This is a genomic window from Polaribacter gangjinensis (assembly GCF_038024125.1).
Lineage (GTDB): Bacteria > Bacteroidota > Bacteroidia > Flavobacteriales > Flavobacteriaceae > Polaribacter > Polaribacter gangjinensis.
The window spans coordinates 1,036,916-1,054,650 of sequence record NZ_CP150662.1 but is presented as its reverse complement, the minus strand read 5'-3'; the positions used below and the strand labels follow the sequence as shown (position 1 = coordinate 1,054,650).

11 protein-coding genes are annotated in these 17,735 nt (G+C 34.7%); all 11 read left to right on the top strand.

Annotated features, from left to right (window positions below; all coding sequences use genetic code 11):
- Window positions 1–14: 14 nt before the first annotated feature.
- The 11 genes from WHA43_RS04635 (at window position 15) to WHA43_RS04585 (ending at window position 17,733) form a co-directional block, all read left to right on the top strand.
- Window positions 15–4,349 (top strand): CusA/CzcA family heavy metal efflux RND transporter, encoded by a 4,335-nt coding sequence (locus WHA43_RS04635; RefSeq protein ID WP_105045956.1) that lies wholly within the window; start codon window positions 15–17, stop codon window positions 4,347–4,349.
- A gap of 4 nt (window positions 4,350–4,353) precedes the next feature.
- The gene (locus WHA43_RS04630) at window positions 4,354–5,559 is read left to right on the top strand and encodes an efflux RND transporter periplasmic adaptor subunit (protein WP_105045955.1); all 1,206 of its coding nucleotides are present in this window, start codon (window positions 4,354–4,356) and stop codon (window positions 5,557–5,559) included.
- 2 nt (window positions 5,560–5,561) lie between these two features.
- Window positions 5,562–5,978 carry a Fur family transcriptional regulator gene (locus WHA43_RS04625; protein ID WP_105045954.1) on the top strand — a complete coding sequence of 139 codons (417 nt, stop codon included), beginning with the start codon at window positions 5,562–5,564 and terminating at the stop codon, window positions 5,976–5,978.
- 58 nt (window positions 5,979–6,036) lie between these two features.
- Window positions 6,037–6,630, top strand: a complete 594-nt coding sequence (merTP, locus tag WHA43_RS04620) for a mercuric transport protein MerTP (RefSeq protein ID WP_036122966.1) — start codon at window positions 6,037–6,039, stop codon at window positions 6,628–6,630.
- On the top strand, window positions 6,630–6,836 hold the full coding sequence (locus WHA43_RS04615) for a GDCCVxC domain-containing (seleno)protein (protein WP_084176750.1): 207 nt from the start codon (window positions 6,630–6,632) through the stop codon (window positions 6,834–6,836). Before merTP ends, WHA43_RS04615 begins: the two co-directional genes overlap by 1 nt.
- A gap of 11 nt (window positions 6,837–6,847) precedes the next feature.
- Window positions 6,848–8,809: a heavy metal translocating P-type ATPase gene (locus tag WHA43_RS04610; protein ID WP_105045953.1), complete on the top strand. Its 1,962-nt coding sequence runs from the start codon at window positions 6,848–6,850 to the stop codon at window positions 8,807–8,809.
- A 74-nt stretch (window positions 8,810–8,883) separates the two neighbouring features.
- Window positions 8,884–9,297: an HYC_CC_PP family protein gene (locus WHA43_RS04605; RefSeq protein ID WP_226742850.1), complete on the top strand. Its 414-nt coding sequence runs from the start codon at window positions 8,884–8,886 to the stop codon at window positions 9,295–9,297.
- Between the two features lie 109 nt (window positions 9,298–9,406).
- A complete protein-coding gene (locus tag WHA43_RS04600) occupies window positions 9,407–13,141 on the top strand; it encodes an efflux RND transporter permease subunit (RefSeq protein WP_105045952.1) in 3,735 nt (1,244 codons plus the stop codon).
- Window positions 13,138–14,373, top strand: a complete 1,236-nt coding sequence (locus WHA43_RS04595; protein ID WP_105045951.1) for a TolC family protein — start codon at window positions 13,138–13,140, stop codon at window positions 14,371–14,373. The genes WHA43_RS04600 and WHA43_RS04595 overlap by 4 nt, the downstream gene beginning before the upstream one ends.
- A 2-nt stretch (window positions 14,374–14,375) precedes the next feature.
- Complete coding sequence (locus tag WHA43_RS04590) at window positions 14,376–14,933, top strand: helix-turn-helix domain-containing protein (protein WP_105045950.1); 558 nt, start codon at window positions 14,376–14,378, stop codon at window positions 14,931–14,933.
- A gap of 76 nt (window positions 14,934–15,009) precedes the next feature.
- Window positions 15,010–17,733 (top strand): heavy metal translocating P-type ATPase, encoded by a 2,724-nt coding sequence (locus tag WHA43_RS04585; protein WP_105045949.1) that lies wholly within the window; start codon window positions 15,010–15,012, stop codon window positions 17,731–17,733.
- The last annotated feature ends 2 nt before the right edge of the window (window positions 17,734–17,735 follow it).

Sequence of the window (17,735 nt, the reverse complement as noted above, 5' to 3'; positions counted from 1 at the left end):
ATTAAAATTTTACTATGATTAATAAAATCATTGATTTTTCAATCAATAACAAATTCATTATTGGTTTGCTTACGCTTACCATAATTGGAGCAGGTATTTGGAGTATGACCAAAGTGCCAATCGATGCTGTTCCAGACATTACCAATAACCAAGTACAGGTTATTACACAAGCACCTAATTTAGGTACAGAAGATATTGAACAATTTGTAACCTACCCTGTGGAAGTTGCAATGAGCAACCTTCCCAATGTACAGGAAATTAGGTCTATTTCTCGTTTTGGTTTATCTGTGGTTACCATCGTATTCGACGATGATATGGGAACCTATCTACCTCGCCAATTAGTAGCCGAAAAACTAAACGAAGTCAAAGAACAAATTCCTGCTGGTTTTGGAGAACCTACTATGGGACCTATTTCCACAGGATTAGGGGAAATTTATCAATACACCTTAAAAGTAGCACCAGAGTATAAAGACAAATACGACATTGCAGATTTACGCTCAATGCAGGATTGGATTGTACAACGTCAAATGGCAATGGTAGAAGGTGTGGTTGAGGTTAACGCCATAGGCGGTAAAATTAAACAATACGAAGTCGCGGTTGACCCAAACGATTTAAACGCAATTGGATTGACCATTACAGATGTCTTTAATGCACTTGAAGCCAATAATCAAAATACAGGTGGTGCATATATTGAAAAGAACCATCAGGCTAATTTTATTCGTGGAGAAGGCTTGGTACGGAGTTTAGAAGACATTAAAAAAATTACGGTAAAAACCGTTAATAATATTCCTGTAACTATTAATGATATTGCAACTGTGCAATTCGGTTCTGCCATACGTTACGGTGCATTAACCCAAGATGGTGAAGGTGAAGTTGTAGGTGGATTGGTGATGATGCTAAAAGGTGCAAATTCCAATGATGTTATTGCCAATGTAAAAGAGCGAATGGCTCAAATTGAAAAGTCATTACCTGAAGGTGTAATTATTGAACCCTTATTAGACCGAAGTAAATTAATTGGAGAAACAACTTCTACTGTAACCACAAATCTTATTGAAGGTGCATTGATAGTTATTTTTGTGCTTATCTTCTTATTGGGTAATTGGCGAGGTGGTTTAATCGTTGCTTCAACAATACCATTATCCTTATTATTCGCTTTTATTTTAATGAACGTGTTCGATGTGTGGGCAAATTTAATGAGTTTAGGAGCAATAGATTTCGGTATTATAGTTGATGGCGCTGTAATTATTGTAGAAAGTACAGTATTTCTCATTGCATCACAAGTACTAAAAAAGAAACAGCTTACATCCAAAGAGCGAGATAAAGTGGCGTCTAATGCTTCAAAAAAGATGATGAACGCTGCGTTTTTCGGTCAGTTGATTATCCTTATCGTTTTTCTACCCATTTTAGCCTTACAAGGTATTGAAGGAAAGATGTTTAAACCAATGGCATTGACCTTTATTTTCGCTATGATTGGTGCAATGGTACTGTGTTTAACCTATGTGCCAATGATGTCTGCTTTAGTGTTAAGAGCACCAAAAAATGATAAAAAATCTTATGGAGATAGATTTGTACATTGGGTTGAAGACAAATATCAACCTTTATTGGTTAGAGCCTTGCGAAAAGGTAAATGGGTAATTGGTATTGCAGTTGTGTTGTTTGGGATAACCGTTTTTATGTTTTCAAGAATGGGTGGTGAATTTATCCCGCAACTCGATGAAGGTGATATTGCATTTCACGCTATTTTAAAACCAGGTAGTTCCCTTACTGAAACCATTGAAACTACCACTAAAATAGAGCAAATAGTAAAAGCAAAATTTCCAGAAGTAGAAAAAATTGTTAGTCGTATTGGTGTTGCCGAAGTGCCTACAGACCCAATGCCGATGGATTTTGCGGATATTTTTGTAATCCTAAAACCTAAAAGCGAATGGACAACAGTGTCTTCAAAAGATGAACTCATTGAAGAAATAAAAGAGGCAGTCGAAATTATTCCTGGCGTTAATTATGAGTTTACCCAACCTATTGAAATGCGTTTTAACGAGTTGCTTGAAGGTGTTCGTGAAGATATAGCCATAAAGCTCTATGGTGAAGATATTGACATCCTATCCCAAAAAGCTGAAGAAATATCTAAAATTATTGCAGGTACAGAAGGCATTGGCGATATGAAAGCGGAAGCCACAACTGGGTTGCCACAAATGACCATTACTTACAATAGAAATAAATTGGCACAATACGGACTTCAAATAAACACGTTAAATCAAATTGTGCAATCAGCTTTTGCAGGAGGAGTAGCAGGTACTATATTTGAAGGAGAAAAGCGATTTGATTTGGTGGTTAGGTTAAGTTCTCATAATCGTAAAGACATAACAGATGTGCAAAATTTGTTTATCAACTTACCTTCTGGTGCACAGATTCCACTTCGCGAAGTAGCTGATGTAAGTTACAAAGCAGGACCAATGCAAATAAGTAGAGACAATACCAACAGAAGAACCTATGTAGGTATCAATGTCAGAGGTCGAGATGTAAAATCTTTAGTAACTGAAATAAAATCAAAATTAGATGCACAATTGGAACTACCATCGGGTTATTTTATTCGCTATGGTGGTGCATTTGAAAATCTGGAACGTGCCAGCAACCGATTACAAACCGTTGTTCCTATCGCCTTATTACTCATATTTATACTAATATACTTTGCATTAAAATCACTACCTCAAACCTTAATGATTTATATAGCCATCCCAATGGCAACTATTGGTGGTGTAGTAGCCTTATGGTTGCGTGATATGCCATTTAGTATTTCGGCAGGTGTTGGTTTTATTGTGTTGTTTGGTGTTGCGGTATTAAATGGATTGGTAATGATAAGCGGACTCAACGAATTAAAAGAAGAAGGTGTAACCAATCTAAAGGATAGAATAGTTGAAGGTACTAAACGAAGAATCAGACCTATTATGCTAACTGCTTTTACAGATGTATTAGGCTTTCTACCAATGGCTATTTCATCATCAGCTGGTGCAGAAGTACAGCGTCCTTTGGCAACTGTAGTTATTGGTGGATTATTAACTTCAACTTTGCTTACCTTATTTGTTTTACCAATTTTATATCATTGGGTAGAAAACAAATCTTTTACGTTTAAGCCAAATAAAAAGTTAGTAACAGCAACAGCAGTTGTATTATTACTATTTGGCTTTTCACCACAAAGTAATGCACAAGAGTTGAATGATACAATTCCCGAAATTTCATTACAGGAAGCTGTTAAACTCGCAAAAAGTAATTATCCATTATTGAAGCAAAAGCAGTTGGAAATTACAAAACAAGAACAATTAAAAGCGACTGCCTATGATTTCGGAACGACTCAAATTTTTACAGGTGGAGAAGAAGTTAATAGTGACAATGGTATTTATACAACCATAGGTATTGGTCAATCTAATATTGATGTGTTTGGTATTGGTTCAAAAAGGAAGTTACAAGAACAACGCATTCAGTTAGCACAAAAAGCCTTTCAACTTTCCGAATTGGAACTGGAATTGGAAGTAAAAAAAGCGTGGTCTAAATGCTATCAAATGAAACGGAACTATAACTTGTATAAAGAACTGGATTCCATTTATTCCAAATTTGAACAAGCAGTAGCTTTAAATTATGAAGTCGAAGCCATTTCTAAATTAGAATATTCAGCAGCAAAAAATCAAGCATTTCAAATTCAGAATAAAAAAGCGCAAGCCTATAGTAATTATCTTATTGCCTTACAACAATTCAATTTGTGGTTGGTATCAGAAGAAGTTTTTACAGTTTCAGATGAGTTTGACGTAGTGATGGAGAATGATATGGAAACGTTCAGTATTGAAAATCATCCATTGTACAGTATGTCGCAGAACATTGTAGATGAAGCAGAAGCCAAATATAAAGCTGCAAAGGCAGATAATTTACCGAAGTTCAATCTTCAAGGTGGCTTACAGCGTGTCAATGGCAATTCAGGATTTTACACCTATCAAGCAGGAATTTCAATTCCGTTTTTATCAGGTTCTAACAAAGCACAAGTTAGAAGTGCCAGAATTGATAAAGAAATAGCAGAAACCAACGTAGCGTTCAAAAAACAGGAAGTACAATCAAGGTTTGTTCAGGCTAAAGAAAATTATTTCAAATGGAAAACGTCTTGGGAGTTTTACAAAGACCAAGTTTTACCATTAACAAAAGAGCAAAAAACAGGTGCATTACTGGCATATAGAGAAGGCGAAATTGATTATACTGCATTTACGCAGTTGATAAAAGAAGCAATTCAATCGGAACTTGAAGCACAGACTGCATTAGTAAACTATTTAGAAAGCACATTTCAATTACAATATTTTAATCAATAAGACAATGAAAAATAAAATATATAAAATTCTTACCGTAATGGTGTTAACCATTTTTGTTTCAGCTTGCGGAAATAAAGAAAATCATAACGAGAATGATGGTCATTCCCACGATGAGGAAGAAAAAACAGAAGTTAATGAAGAACATAATGAAAGCGAAGAAGTAATCCTATCACAACAGCAATTCGATGCTTTAAAAATGAAAATAGATACGTTGGCATTACGTAATATGAGCGGCTATGTAGAAGCAAACGGAACGTTAGAAGTACCACCACAAAACGAAGCAGCTATTACTACTGTTGTTGGTGCAAATGTCGTTTCAATTGAAGTGATTGAAGGTGATAAGGTTAATAAAGGTCAAGTTGTGGCTTATCTATCGCACCCAAATATCATACAAGCGCAAACGGATTATTTAAACGCTTATAGCAATAGCGAGCTTGCAAAGAAAAATTATGAACGTCAACAAAAATTATACGATGCTGGTGTTGGTTCTGGTGCTAATTTCCAGAAAGCAGAAGCAGAATATCAAGCATCAAAAGCAATGGTTAATGGTTTAGAAGCGCAATTAAGAATACTCAACGTTAACACTACATCAGTTCGCAATGGAACAATTGCACAGCGCATAGCATTGCGAAGTCCAATAGAGGGTTTCGTACAAAAAGTTAAAGTAAAAACAGGTCAATATGTAGAACCGCAAACCGAATTATTTGAAATTGTAAATACGCATCACGTTCACGCCGATTTAATGGTTTTTGAAAAAGATGTTTATAAAGTACAGAAAGGTCAGAAAGTTAACTTTACGGTACAATCCATACCAGATGCAGAGCTTATCGCAGAAATCTATTCCGTAAGCAAAACCTTTGAGGACAACCCAAAAGCAGTCCACGTTCACGCAGAAATAGAAAACAAAAAAGGTAACTTAATTCCTGGTATGTATATTCAAGGTAAAATTCAAGTAAATAATACCCAAACTAAAGCATTACCGGAAAGTGCCATTTTTAAAGAAGGAGATAAACATTATATATTTTCAGGAGAAAAAGAAAATGATGATTGGAGCTTTAAACCTGTTGAAGTGATTGTTGGAGAAAAAGATGGCAAATGGGTAGCAATTAAATTTACTGAAGAAATAGATGAAAACACAAAATTCGCTTATAACAATGCTTATTATCTTATGGCAGAAATGAAAAAAGGAGAAGCGGAAGACCACGATTAATTATGGAAACAATAGAACAAGTATTAGAGTCAAAAAATATACGTGTTACCGCAATGCGTATGTTAATTTATAAGTTTCTTGCAGAAAAAGAGGTCGCTGTTACTTTAAGTGATATTGAAAATGCTTTCTCAAAAGCAGACAGAACCACTTTATATAGAACTATTAAAACCTTTGAAGAAAAGGCTATTGTGCATCAAATAGACGATGGTACAGGGATTACAAAATATGCATTATGTGAAAAGGGATGTAATTGTGAAATTGAAACCGATTTGCACTTACATTTCCATTGTAATAATTGCAATGAAACCATTTGCTTAACAGAACATAAAATACCTCAAATAAAAGTGCCAAATGGTTTTGTGTCAGAGAATGTAAATTTGGTGGTAAAAGGTATTTGTGATAAATGTAGTGGACAATAATTGCACTTCCATTGCACTGTTTTTAATTGCATTTTTGTAATCAAAGAATTAAGTAATTATGAAAAGTAAATTAGCGATAACAAGTTTGCTTACAGCAATTACAGCTTCATTATGTTGTATAGCCCCAGTTTTGGCTCTAATCGCGGGAACAAGTGGATTTGCTTCAACTTTTTCTTGGATAGAACCATTTAGACCTTACTTAATAGGGCTAACAATAGTAGTTCTTCTATTTGCTTGGTATCAAAAACTAAAACCAGAAAAAGAAATAGACTGTGAATGTGAAACGGATGAAAAACCAAAATTTATGCAGTCAAAAACCTTTTTAGGTGTTGTAACAGTATTCGCAATAGTGTTGTTGGCTTTCCCATACTACTCAAGTATGTTTTATCCCAATTCAGAGAAACAAATTGTTGTCGTTGATAAATCAAATATAAAAACAACAGAGTATAAAATAAGTGGAATGACTTGTGCCAGTTGTGAAGCTCACGTAAACCACGAAGTAAATAAACTTAACGGAATTGTAAACTCAAAAACATCATACGAAAATGGTAACGCAATCATTGAGTATGATAAAACTAAAACAAATGAAGCGGAAATTGAGAAAGCAATTAACGCAACAGGTTATAAAGTAACTGATAAAAAAGAAAATTAATGAAAACCATATTAAAATCGGAAATCACTTGCCCTAACTGCGGACATAAAAAAGAAGAAGATATGCCAACAAATGCTTGTCAATTCTTTTACGAGTGCGAGAATTGTAAAACGGTACTAAAACCAAACGAAGGTGATTGTTGTGTGTATTGTTCTTATGGTACAGTTCCTTGTCCACCAATTCAACAAAACAAAAGTTGTTGCTAAAACAAAACTAAATGAAAAAAAAGAAAGTCAATTTAAGAGATTTAAAACCAAATTCAGAAGAACAACATTCTCACGATGATGGTCACAATCATAGCAATCCTAAAAGTGTTTCAAATTTAAACACCTATTTACCAGCTATTTTCAGTTTCGTAATGTTAATAGTTGGTATTGCTGTAGATTATTTTGAAGCATTTCCTCATTTTTCTGGATGGATTCGTATTCTTTGGTATGTGGTAGCCTATATTCTTGTTGGTTTTCCTGTGGTAAAAGAAGGATGGAAAAATCTTATAAAAGGCGATGTTTTTACCGAGTTCTTTTTAATGTCTATTGCCACAATTGGTGCGTTTATAATTGGTGAATATCCCGAAGGTGTTGCAGTAATGCTATTTTATGCAGTAGGAGAATTATTTCAAAACGCAGCAGTTAATAGAGCAAAAGGAAATATTAAAGCCTTATTAGATGTTCGACCAAAAGAAGCCAATGTATTTCGTGATGGTGCTTATAAAAGTGTGTCGCCAGAAGACGTAACTATTGGTGAAAAAATCCAAGTTCGAGTAGGCGAAAAAATTCCGTTAGATGGTTTATTATTATCCGAAAAAGCATCATTGAATACCGCAGCTTTAACAGGCGAAAGTAAACCCGATTCTATACTTAAAAAAGCGAAAGTGTATGCAGGTAGCATCAATTTGGAAAGCGTTATTGAAGTTGAAGTTACTAATACCTTTGAAGATAGTTCCATTGCCAGAATATTAGAGTTGGTTCAAAATGCAACAGCACGTAAATCTAAAACAGAATTATTCATCAGACAGTTTGCTCGTATCTACACACCAATTGTAGTGTTTTTAGCTATTGGTGTTACTTTTATACCTTACTTTTTTGTAGATGATTATGTGTTTAGAGATTGGTTATACAGAGCATTAATTTTCTTGGTAATATCTTGTCCTTGTGCGTTAGTGATTTCAATTCCATTAGGATATTTCGGTGGATTGGGAGCAGCTTCAAAAAATGGAATCTTATTTAAAGGTGCTTCATTTTTAGATGCAATGACCAAGATAAATACTTTGGTAATGGACAAAACAGGAACCGTAACTAAAGGTGTTTTTAAAATCAAAGAAGTAAAAGCAATTGATTGGAAAGAAACCGAATTTATGCAATATTTAATGGCGATGGAAGAACAATCCACGCATCCAATTGCTAAAGCAATTTTAGAGTATAAATCAGAAGGAGAAGATTTTGAAGCTCAAGACGTTTCTGAAATTGCAGGTAAAGGATTAAAAGGAATTGTAAATGGTAAAACAGTTTTAGTAGGAAATAAAGCCTTAATGACTGCGAATAATATAAATGTTCCAACGGAAACGGAATCTATTGTAGAATCGATAGTATTAGTTGCAATCGATAATCAATTTGCAGGTTATGTAGTCATAGCAGATGAATTAAAGGAAGATGCAAAAGAAACAATTACAGCATTACACAAAGTAGGCATTAAAAATATTATGATGCTTTCTGGTGATAAAGATTCCATTACTCAACAAGTCGCTAAAGAACTAAATATTGAAAATGCTAAAGGTGGTTTATTACCAGAAGATAAGTTAAACGAAGTTGAAATTTTAAAAAAGAATCCTGAAAATAAAGTAGCATTTATAGGGGATGGTATAAACGATGCGCCTGTTTTAGCAGCAAGTAACGTTGGAATTGCAATGGGTGGTTTGGGTAGTGATGTAGCTATTGAAACAGCAGACGTTATCATTCAAACCGACCAACCTTCAAAAGTAGTTAGAGCCATTAAAATAAGTCGTTCCACACGAAAAATTGTTTGGCAAAATATCATTTTAGCGTTTGGAGTTAAAGTTATTGTCTTGATATTAGGAGCAGGTGGTTTAGCCACAATGTGGGAAGCTGTTTTTGCAGATGTAGGAGTAGCATTATTAGCAATTTTAAATGCAGTTCGATTGCAGAAAATGAAATGGGATTAAGCAGATTAATCAATTAAACTTCTGTTAAACAAAATCAATAGTTGTTAAAATTTTTTATACCTTTGCAAATAGATATGAAGCAATTTTTCCATAAAATAATGTCTTTAGCAATGGCTTTTGTAGTGTTATTCTCTACAATGTCATTTACTGTGAATATGCATTATTGCGGAGATACGTTAGTAGAAACTGCTATTTTTCATAAAGCCAAAGGGTGCGGAATGGAAATGGAAAAGCCTTCAACCGAAGGATGTTCTATTACCAAGAAAAATTGTTGTGATGATAAACAATTAGCAATTGAAGGTCAAGACGAATTACAATTGCAAGTTGACAAAATCACATTTGAACAACAAGTATTTTTAGCTTCATTTGTTTACACTTACATTAACCTTTTTGAAGGTTTAGAAAATAACGTTTCTACTTACGAAGAATATAAACCGCCACTCGTCATAAGGCAACTCTACAAGATTGACGAAACATACTTAATTTGATTTTTAAACAATAGACTTTTTTATCCTATGACTGCAATGTCGTAAGGATAATTTGCTGTATTCGGTGTTTTTCTTACACCAATGTCTAACTGTTTAATAATCAAAACCAATGCTCAATAAAAGCATCAAATTTTTAATAGAAAACAAACTCGTAGCAGTTCTGCTACTCGTCCTTTTTGTAGGATGGGGAACGGTTAATGCACCTTTCAATAGGGATACTGGTTTCTTACCAAGTAATCCAGTTGCTGTAGATGCCATACCAGATATAGGCGAAAACCAACAAATCGTTTTTACCAAATGGGATGGTCGCTCACCACAAGATATAGAAGACCAAATTACCTATCCATTAACCACATCATTATTGGGTATTCCTGGAGTAAAAACCATTCGTAGTTCCTCTATGTTTGGCTTTTCAAGTATCTATATCATTTTTGAAGAGGATATAGAATTTTACTGGAGTAGAAGTCGTATTCTCGAAAAACTTAATTCCTTACCAAGTGGTTTATTGCCCGAAGGTGTTAATCCTGCTTTGGGTCCAGATGCAACAGGATTAGGACAAATATTTTGGTACACTTTAGAAGGTCGTGACGAAAAAGGAAATGTAACTGGTGGTTGGGATTTACAGGAATTACGAAGTATTCAAGATTACTACGTAAAATATGCTCTGTCCTCTGCAAGTGGTGTTTCTGAAGTCGCCTCTATCGGTGGTTATGTTCAAGAGTATCAAGTGGATGTCAATCCAGAATTGATGCGTCAGTATAATATTGGATTGCATCACGTTGTAAAAGCGGTTAAGGAAAGTAATAAGGATATTGGTGCACAGACTTTGGAAATTAACCAAGCCGAATATTTAGTTCGTGGTTTGGGTTATGTGAAATCCATTTCAGACATCGAAAATGCAGTAGTCACTTCAGAAGATTATACTTCAATTAGGATAAAGGATATTGGTAATGTTTCATTAGGTCCTGCAACAAGACGTGGTTTATTAGATAAAGAAGGTGCAGAGGTTGTTGGTGCTGTTGTGGTGGCTCGTTATGGCGCAAATCCAATGGAAGTCATTAATAATGTAAAAGAGAAAATTAACGAGTTAAGCGCAGGTTTACCTTCGAAAGTATTAGCAGATGGAAGAACGTCCCAAATAACCATTGTGCCTTTTTATGACAGAACTGAACTCATACAGGAAACCCTTGGAACACTTAATGAAGCACTGACTTTAGAAATACTGATTACCATTTTGGTCATCATTGTAATGGTTTTTAATCTGCGTGCATCTATACTTATTTCAGGATTATTACCAGTGGCAGTGTTGATGGTGTTTATAGCCATGAAGCTCTTTGGTGTTGATGCTAATATTGTTGCTTTATCTGGTATTGCAATTGCAATTGGTACTATGGTCGATGTCGGCGTGATACTTTCAGAAAACATTATAAGGCATCTGGATGAGGATGATAAAAAACTACCCATAAACACCGTTGTTTATAATGCTACAGCCGAAGTTTCAGGAGCTATTGTTACAGCAGTTGCGACAACAATCATCAGTTTTATCCCTGTATTTACCTTGATAGGAGCCGAAGGCAAATTGTTTAGACCATTGGCATTTACAAAAACCTTTGCTTTAGTTGCAGCACTTGTTATTGCACTCTTTTTAATTCCACCATTCGCTGCTTCTATATTTAAAAAGGTTAACATCCGTAAAACAACGAATTACGCTTTAAACAGCTTGATGGTTGTTATTGGTCTTTTGATTATGATTTATGGCTATTGGATTGGAGGATTATTGATTGGTTTTGGCATTACTGCTGTTTGGTTTGCAGTGAAGCAACGAGAGGCATATAGTTTTTCGGTTGTGAATTTTAATTTTTTAATCACTAAAAATACCATCAATATTGTCTTATCAGCAGTAGCTATTGTTTTTCTATTAGCAGAATATTGGAGACCATTGGGCCTTGATAAAAGTATTTTTTTAAATCTGCTTTTTGTCAGTATTGTTTGTTTTGGACTGCTTGGCATTTTTGTTTTGTTTCAGAATTATTACGGTAAAATCTTAAAATGGGCATTAGAAAATCGATTGCTGTTCTTGACGATACCGACAACCTTGTTGATTTTTGGTTTTGTCATTATGAAAAACACAGGCAAAGAGTTTATGCCATCCTTAAATGAAGGTTCTTTTCTCTTAATGCCAACCTCGATGCCTCATTCTGGCGTGGAAGAAAATAAACGCGTTTTACAGCAATTGGATATGGCAGTAGCCAGTATTCCAGAAATTGAAACTGTAGTTGGTAAAGCAGGACGTACAGAATCCGCATTAGACCCAGCACCTTTATCAATGTATGAAAATGTGATTCAATATAAATCAGAATATATGCTGAATGAAAATGGTGAACGTCAACGCTATAAAGTAAATGATGATGGTGAATATATATTAAAAAACGGAATGTCATTGCGAGCGGAACAGCGTGAAGCGTGGCAATCTCTTAATGCAAAAGAACAACTCATTCCAGACAAGGATGGCGAGTTCTACCGCAATTGGCGTCCAGAAATTGAATCACCAGACGATATTTGGAATGAAATTATAAGAGTAACCAAATTACCTGGGGTTACTTCTGCTCCTAAATTGCAGCCTATTGAAACACGACTGGTGATGCTTCAAACAGGAATGCGAGCACCCATGGGAATCAAGGTAAAGGGTCAGGATTTAAAACAAATTGAAGCGTTCGGTGTACAATTGGAAAATATCTTAAAACAATCAGAGGGTGTTAAGCAGGAAGCTGTTTTTGCAGACCGAATTGTAGGTAAACCGTATTTACTGATTGATATTGATAGAGAAAAAATAGCACGTTATGGCGTTACCGTTGAAGAGGTTCAAAACGTATTGAAAGTTGCAGTTGGCGGTATGGTGTTAACCCAAACGGTTGAAGGTCGAGAACGCTATGGTGTACGTGTGCGTTATCCAAGAGAATTAAGAGCAAATCCAGACGATTTAAAACAGATTTATGTGCCAGTAGAAAAAGGCAGTCCTGTTCCATTAAGTGAATTGGCAACCATACGATACGAACAAGGGCCGCAAGTCATTAAAAGTGAAGATACTTTTTTAATCGGTTATGTATTATTTGATAAGTTAGATGGTTTTGCAGAAGTGAATGTAGTTGAAAATGCACAAGCACTTATTCAACAAAAGATTGATTCAGGAGAACTCATAGTCCCAAAAGGCATCAGTTATAAATTCACTGGTACTTATGAAAATCAACTTCGTGCAGAAAAAACCTTGTCGGTTGTTGTGCCATTGGCATTACTCATAATTTTCTTGATTCTGTATTTCCAATTTCGTTCAGTTTCAACGTCATTAATGATTTTCACAGGAATTACTGTGGCGTTTGCTGGAGGTTTTATCATGATGTGGTTGTATGGTCAAGATTGGTTTTTGAATTTCAACTTCTTTGGAGAGAATTTAAGAGACTTGTTTAATATGAAAACCATCAATTTAAGTGTTGCCGTTTGGGTTGGATTTATTGCCTTGTTTGGTATCGCAACAGATGATGGAGTTGTTATGGCAACTTACTTAACACAAACTTTTGATAAAGAAACGCCAACAGACAAGAAAGGCATTCGTTTAGCAACTTTAGAAGCAGCAGGAAAGCGAATCCGACCATGTTTAATGACTACAGTGACAACCGTTTTAGCATTACTTCCTGTATTAACATCAACAGGACGTGGTAGTGATATTATGATACCAATGGCAATCCCCATTTTTGGAGGTATGATTATCGATATCACATCTTATTTTATAGTTCCTGTTCTGTTTAGCTGGAAAAAGGAATTTCAACTTAAAAAGATAACAAAATGAAACATAGAAGTATATATATAAAATTCGTTTTGGCTCTTGGTTCTTGTTTCTTGGGTTTATTTGCAAATGCACAGCAATTAGAAACATTAATCAACGAAGCTGTAGAGAACAATCCAGAGATTCAAAAGTTCGAGTTGCAATATAAGAGAGCTTCCGAAAAAGTAAACGAGGTCAACACCATTCCTAATACCGAATTTGGTGTTGGTTATTTTGTGAGTGAGCCAGAAACACGAACAGGTGCACAACGCTTTAAAGTATCTGCTAAACAAATGTTACCGTGGTTTGGGACTATTACTTCGAGAGAAAATTACGTGAGTTCATTGGCAGATGCTAAATACGAAGACATTGTCATCGCAAAGCGAAAACTAATGGCTTCGGTATCACAATCCTATTATAATCTATACGCTAACAAAGCAAAGCAAGAGGTTTTAACTGAAAACATCAAACTATTAGAAACTTATGAAACGTTGGCATTAACTTCTGTAGAGGTTGGTAAAGCATCCGCAGTAGATGTGTTGCGATTGCAAATGCGTCAGAACGAAATGCAACAATTAAAAGATGTATTGCAACAACAGTTTTTAGCAGAACAAACTAACTTCAATAATCTATTGAATAGAGATAATGATGTTACCGTGAATGTGGTAGATAGTTTAATGATACCTTCAGAAGACTTTGATATTACTTTTGAAAAATTAGTATTACATCCTGAATTACTAAAATTTGATAAACTCTATCAATCCATAGAGCAATCAGAATTATTGAATCAAAAAGAAAGCAGTCCAATGATTGGTTTTGGATTAGATTATATCAATGTTGCTGAAAGACCAAATATGGATTTCAGCGATAACGGTAAGGATATTGTAATGCCAATGGTTTCGGTATCTATCCCAATTTTCAATAATAAATATAAGTCCCAAACTAAACAGAATAAGTTGGAACAGCAAGAAATTACTGCTCAAAAACAAGAACGTTTAAATTCATTGGAAACACTTTTGGACAAAGCCATTAACGAACGCATTTCTGCAAGAATAAGCTATGCAACCCAAACCAAAAACTTAAAGCAAGCCAAAGATGCAGAAGACATTTTAATCAAAAGCTACGAAACAGGAACTATTGATTTTAATGATGTTTTGGATATTCAAGAGTTGCAACTAAAGTTTCAAATGAACCAAATAGAATCCGTGAAGACCTACTATGTGCAGACAACAATTATTAATTACTTAACGAATTAAAGATGAAACATACATTATTTATAAAAAATATGGTCTGTAATCGCTGTAAAATGTCAATTCTTAAACTTTTAAATGATGAAGGCTTCGAAGTAGAAGCTATTCAACTTGGAAAAATAACAGTTAAAGAAAATCCAAATAATGATTATTTAAAATTTGAAAAGAATTTAAATGAATTAGGTTTTGAATTGATTAAAGACCCTACAAAAGCATTGGTTGAAAAGATTAAGGTGAATCTTATTGAACACATAGAAAAGAACGATACAAATGTTATTCTCGCTAAACTTGAAAGTGAGATGGGTAAGAGCTATTCCATATTGAGTAAAACCTTTAGTAAGTCAGAAGGTATAACATTAGAAAAATACTTTATAAACCTAAAAATTGAAAAGGTTAAGGAATATATCCAGTTACAAGAGCTGAATTTTTCAGAAATAGCATATAGTCTCAATTATAAAAATAGTAGCCATTTAGCAAAACAGTTTAAGCAGGTCACAGGAATGTCTATGACTGATTTTAAAAACCTACAAATTGATAACAGAAAACCATTAGACGAAATTGTATAAATATTATCCAATATTAGGAAAACCATACTAGGAAGTGAAAGGTAGTTTTGTGGGTTAATTTTAAAATATGAAAATAATGAAACACAAATATCAAATTCAAGGAATGACCTGCAAAGGTTGTTTGAGAACTGTTAATAATGCTATATCAGAAGTTGAGGGTGTAAAAAATGTAGAGATTGATTTTGAAACATCAACAGCTGTTATAGAAATGGAAAAGCATATTCCATTAGTTACTTTTGAAAAAGCATTGCAAGAAAAGAAAGCAAAGTACCATATTCATCCCTACAAAAACGATGAAACTGTCACGCGTACTTTTCCTGTAAATGGAATGACCTGTAATGGTTGTAAATCTCACGTAGAAACTGTGTTATCTAAAGTAGATAGTGTTACGGATGTTTCTGTTAATTTGGAAAAAGCCGAAGCTACCATTAATATGAAATCTGAAATCCCGATTGAAACATTTCAAGACATTTTTAAAAATGACGGAGGCACTTACAGCATATACAAAGCAGGTCAACGACCAGAATCTAACCAAGAAGAAGAACAGAAACCCAATGGAAAAGGCACAGGCACATTTTATTGTCCTATGCATTGCGAAGGCGATAAAACTTATGATGAACCAGGCGATTGCCCTGTTTGCGGAGTGGATTTGGTGGAAGAACAAAATTTATCCACAGCTTCAGCAGAACAATGGACGTGTCCTATGCATCCAGAAATTGTCAAAGACGAAGCAGGTTCGTGTCCTATTTGTGGGATGGATTTAGTACCAATGGAAGCAGATAGTTCAGCAGAAGAAAAAACGTATAAGAAGCTATTAAATAAATTTTGGATAGCATCTGTATTCACATTACCCATTTTCTTAATTGCTATGAGTGAAATGCTTAATAACAATCCATTGTATGATATAATGGAACAGAAAAATTGGAACTGGATTCAATTTGCATTATCCATTCCAGTTGTCTTTTACGCTACGTGGATGTTCTTTGAGCGTGCTTATAGAAGCATAAAAACGTGGAATCTCAATATGTTTACACTCATTGGAATTGGTGCAGGTGTGGCTTGGTTATTTAGTGTATTTGGGATGTTGTTTCCAGATGTATTTCCTGAACAATTTAAAACTGAATTAGGCGCAGTTCACGTCTATTTTGAAGCAGCAACGGTAATTCTAACATTGGTGCTTTTAGGTCAATTGTTAGAAGCTCGTGCGCATAGTAAAACCAATTCGGCAGTAAAAGAGTTATTAAAGTTAGCACCTAATAAAGCCATAAAAATAGTAGATGGTGAAGAAATTGAAGTCAGCATTGACGAGATAGAACTCAACGATATTCTCAAAGTAAAACCAGGCGATAAAATTCCTGTTGATGGTGTGATAATCGAAGGTGAAACAACCATTGACGAATCTATGATTACAGGTGAACCTATTCCTGTAAACAAATCTCAAGAAGATAAAGTAAGTAGCGGAACAATTAATGGTAATCAATCCTTTTTAATGAAAGCCGAAAAGGTAGGAAGTGACACGCTATTATCGCAAATCATTCATATGGTTAATGATGCCAGTAGAAGTCGCGCACCTATTCAAAATTTAGCAGATAAAGTTTCAGGTTATTTTGTGCCAGTTGTAGTTCTTATTTCTATTATCACTTTTATTGTATGGTCTATTTGGGGACCAGAACCAGTTTATGTGTATGCGTTTGTAAATGCGATTGCAGTACTAATCATTGCGTGTCCTTGTGCTTTAGGTTTAGCAACACCAATGTCTGTAATGGTTGGTGTGGGTAAAGGTGCTCAAAATGGTGTATTGATTAAAAATGCTGAAGCTCTTGAAAAAATGGATAAGGTAAATACGCTTATCGTTGACAAGACAGGAACAATTACCGAAGGAAAGCCAACAGTTGAAACCGTTGGTGCTTTTAATGATGCTTTAAGCGAAAAAGAAGTGTTACAATACATCGTTTCATTAAATACCAATAGCGAACATCCTTTAGCAGAAGCGACAGTTAAATATGGCAAAGAACACAACGCAGAAATTTTAAAGTCCGAAGATTTTAGTGCAGTCACAGGAAAAGGTGTTGAAGCGACCATAAAAGATAAAAAAGTAGCATTAGGTAATCCTAAAATGATGGAATATGCCAAAGCAGATATTATCTCTAAAATGAAAGACGAAGCTAAATCTTACCAAAAACAGGGTAAAACAGTTTCTTATTTGTCAATAGATGAAACCGTTGTTGGGTATGTAGTTATAGGCGATAAGATAAAAGAAACAAGTGCTAAAGCGATTAAAGCACTTCAAGATAAAGGGATAGATGTAATAATGCTAACAGGTGATAATCACGATACAGCACAAGCAGTAGCATCAGAACTAAATCTTGCAGATTTTAAAGCCAGTATGCTACCAGAAGACAAACTCAAAGAAGTAGAGAAACTACAAAAAAATGGAAAAGTAGTTGCTATGGCAGGTGATGGAATTAATGATGCACCAGCATTGGCAAAAAGTGATGTAGGTATTGCAATGGGAACAGGAACAGATGTAGCGATAGAAAGTGCTATGATAACTTTAGTAAAAGGCGATTTACACGGTATTGTAAAAGCAAAAAATTTGAGTAATGCTGTAATGAAGAACATTAAGCAAAACCTATTTTTTGCACTTATCTACAACACTTTAGGTGTACCTATTGCAGCAGGTGTGTTGTTTCCATTCTTCGGAATACTACTCTCGCCAATGATAGCAGCTTTAGCAATGAGTTTTAGCTCTGTTTCGGTAATAGGTAACGCATTACGATTAAGAACAAAAAACATTTAATT

Excerpts from the sequence above, each read along its gene's own strand:
- WHA43_RS04610 (WP_105045953.1), top strand. The coding sequence starts at position 6,848 with ATGAAAAAAAAGAAAGTCAATTTAAGAGATTTAAAACCAAATTCAGAA.
- WHA43_RS04635 (WP_105045956.1), top strand. The coding sequence starts at position 15 with ATGATTAATAAAATCATTGATTTTTCAATCAATAACAAATTCATTATT.
- WHA43_RS04625 (WP_105045954.1), top strand. The coding sequence starts at position 5,562 with ATGGAAACAATAGAACAAGTATTAGAGTCAAAAAATATACGTGTTACC.
- WHA43_RS04630 (WP_105045955.1), top strand. The coding sequence starts at position 4,354 with ATGAAAAATAAAATATATAAAATTCTTACCGTAATGGTGTTAACCATT.
- WHA43_RS04605 (WP_226742850.1), top strand. The coding sequence starts at position 8,884 with ATGAAGCAATTTTTCCATAAAATAATGTCTTTAGCAATGGCTTTTGTA.
- WHA43_RS04600 (WP_105045952.1), top strand. The coding sequence starts at position 9,407 with ATGCTCAATAAAAGCATCAAATTTTTAATAGAAAACAAACTCGTAGCA.
- WHA43_RS04615 (WP_084176750.1), top strand. The coding sequence starts at position 6,630 with ATGAAAACCATATTAAAATCGGAAATCACTTGCCCTAACTGCGGACAT.
- merTP (WP_036122966.1), top strand. The coding sequence starts at position 6,037 with ATGAAAAGTAAATTAGCGATAACAAGTTTGCTTACAGCAATTACAGCT.
- WHA43_RS04595 (WP_105045951.1), top strand. The coding sequence starts at position 13,138 with ATGAAACATAGAAGTATATATATAAAATTCGTTTTGGCTCTTGGTTCT.
- WHA43_RS04585 (WP_105045949.1), top strand. The coding sequence starts at position 15,010 with ATGAAACACAAATATCAAATTCAAGGAATGACCTGCAAAGGTTGTTTG.
- WHA43_RS04590 (WP_105045950.1), top strand. The coding sequence starts at position 14,376 with ATGAAACATACATTATTTATAAAAAATATGGTCTGTAATCGCTGTAAA.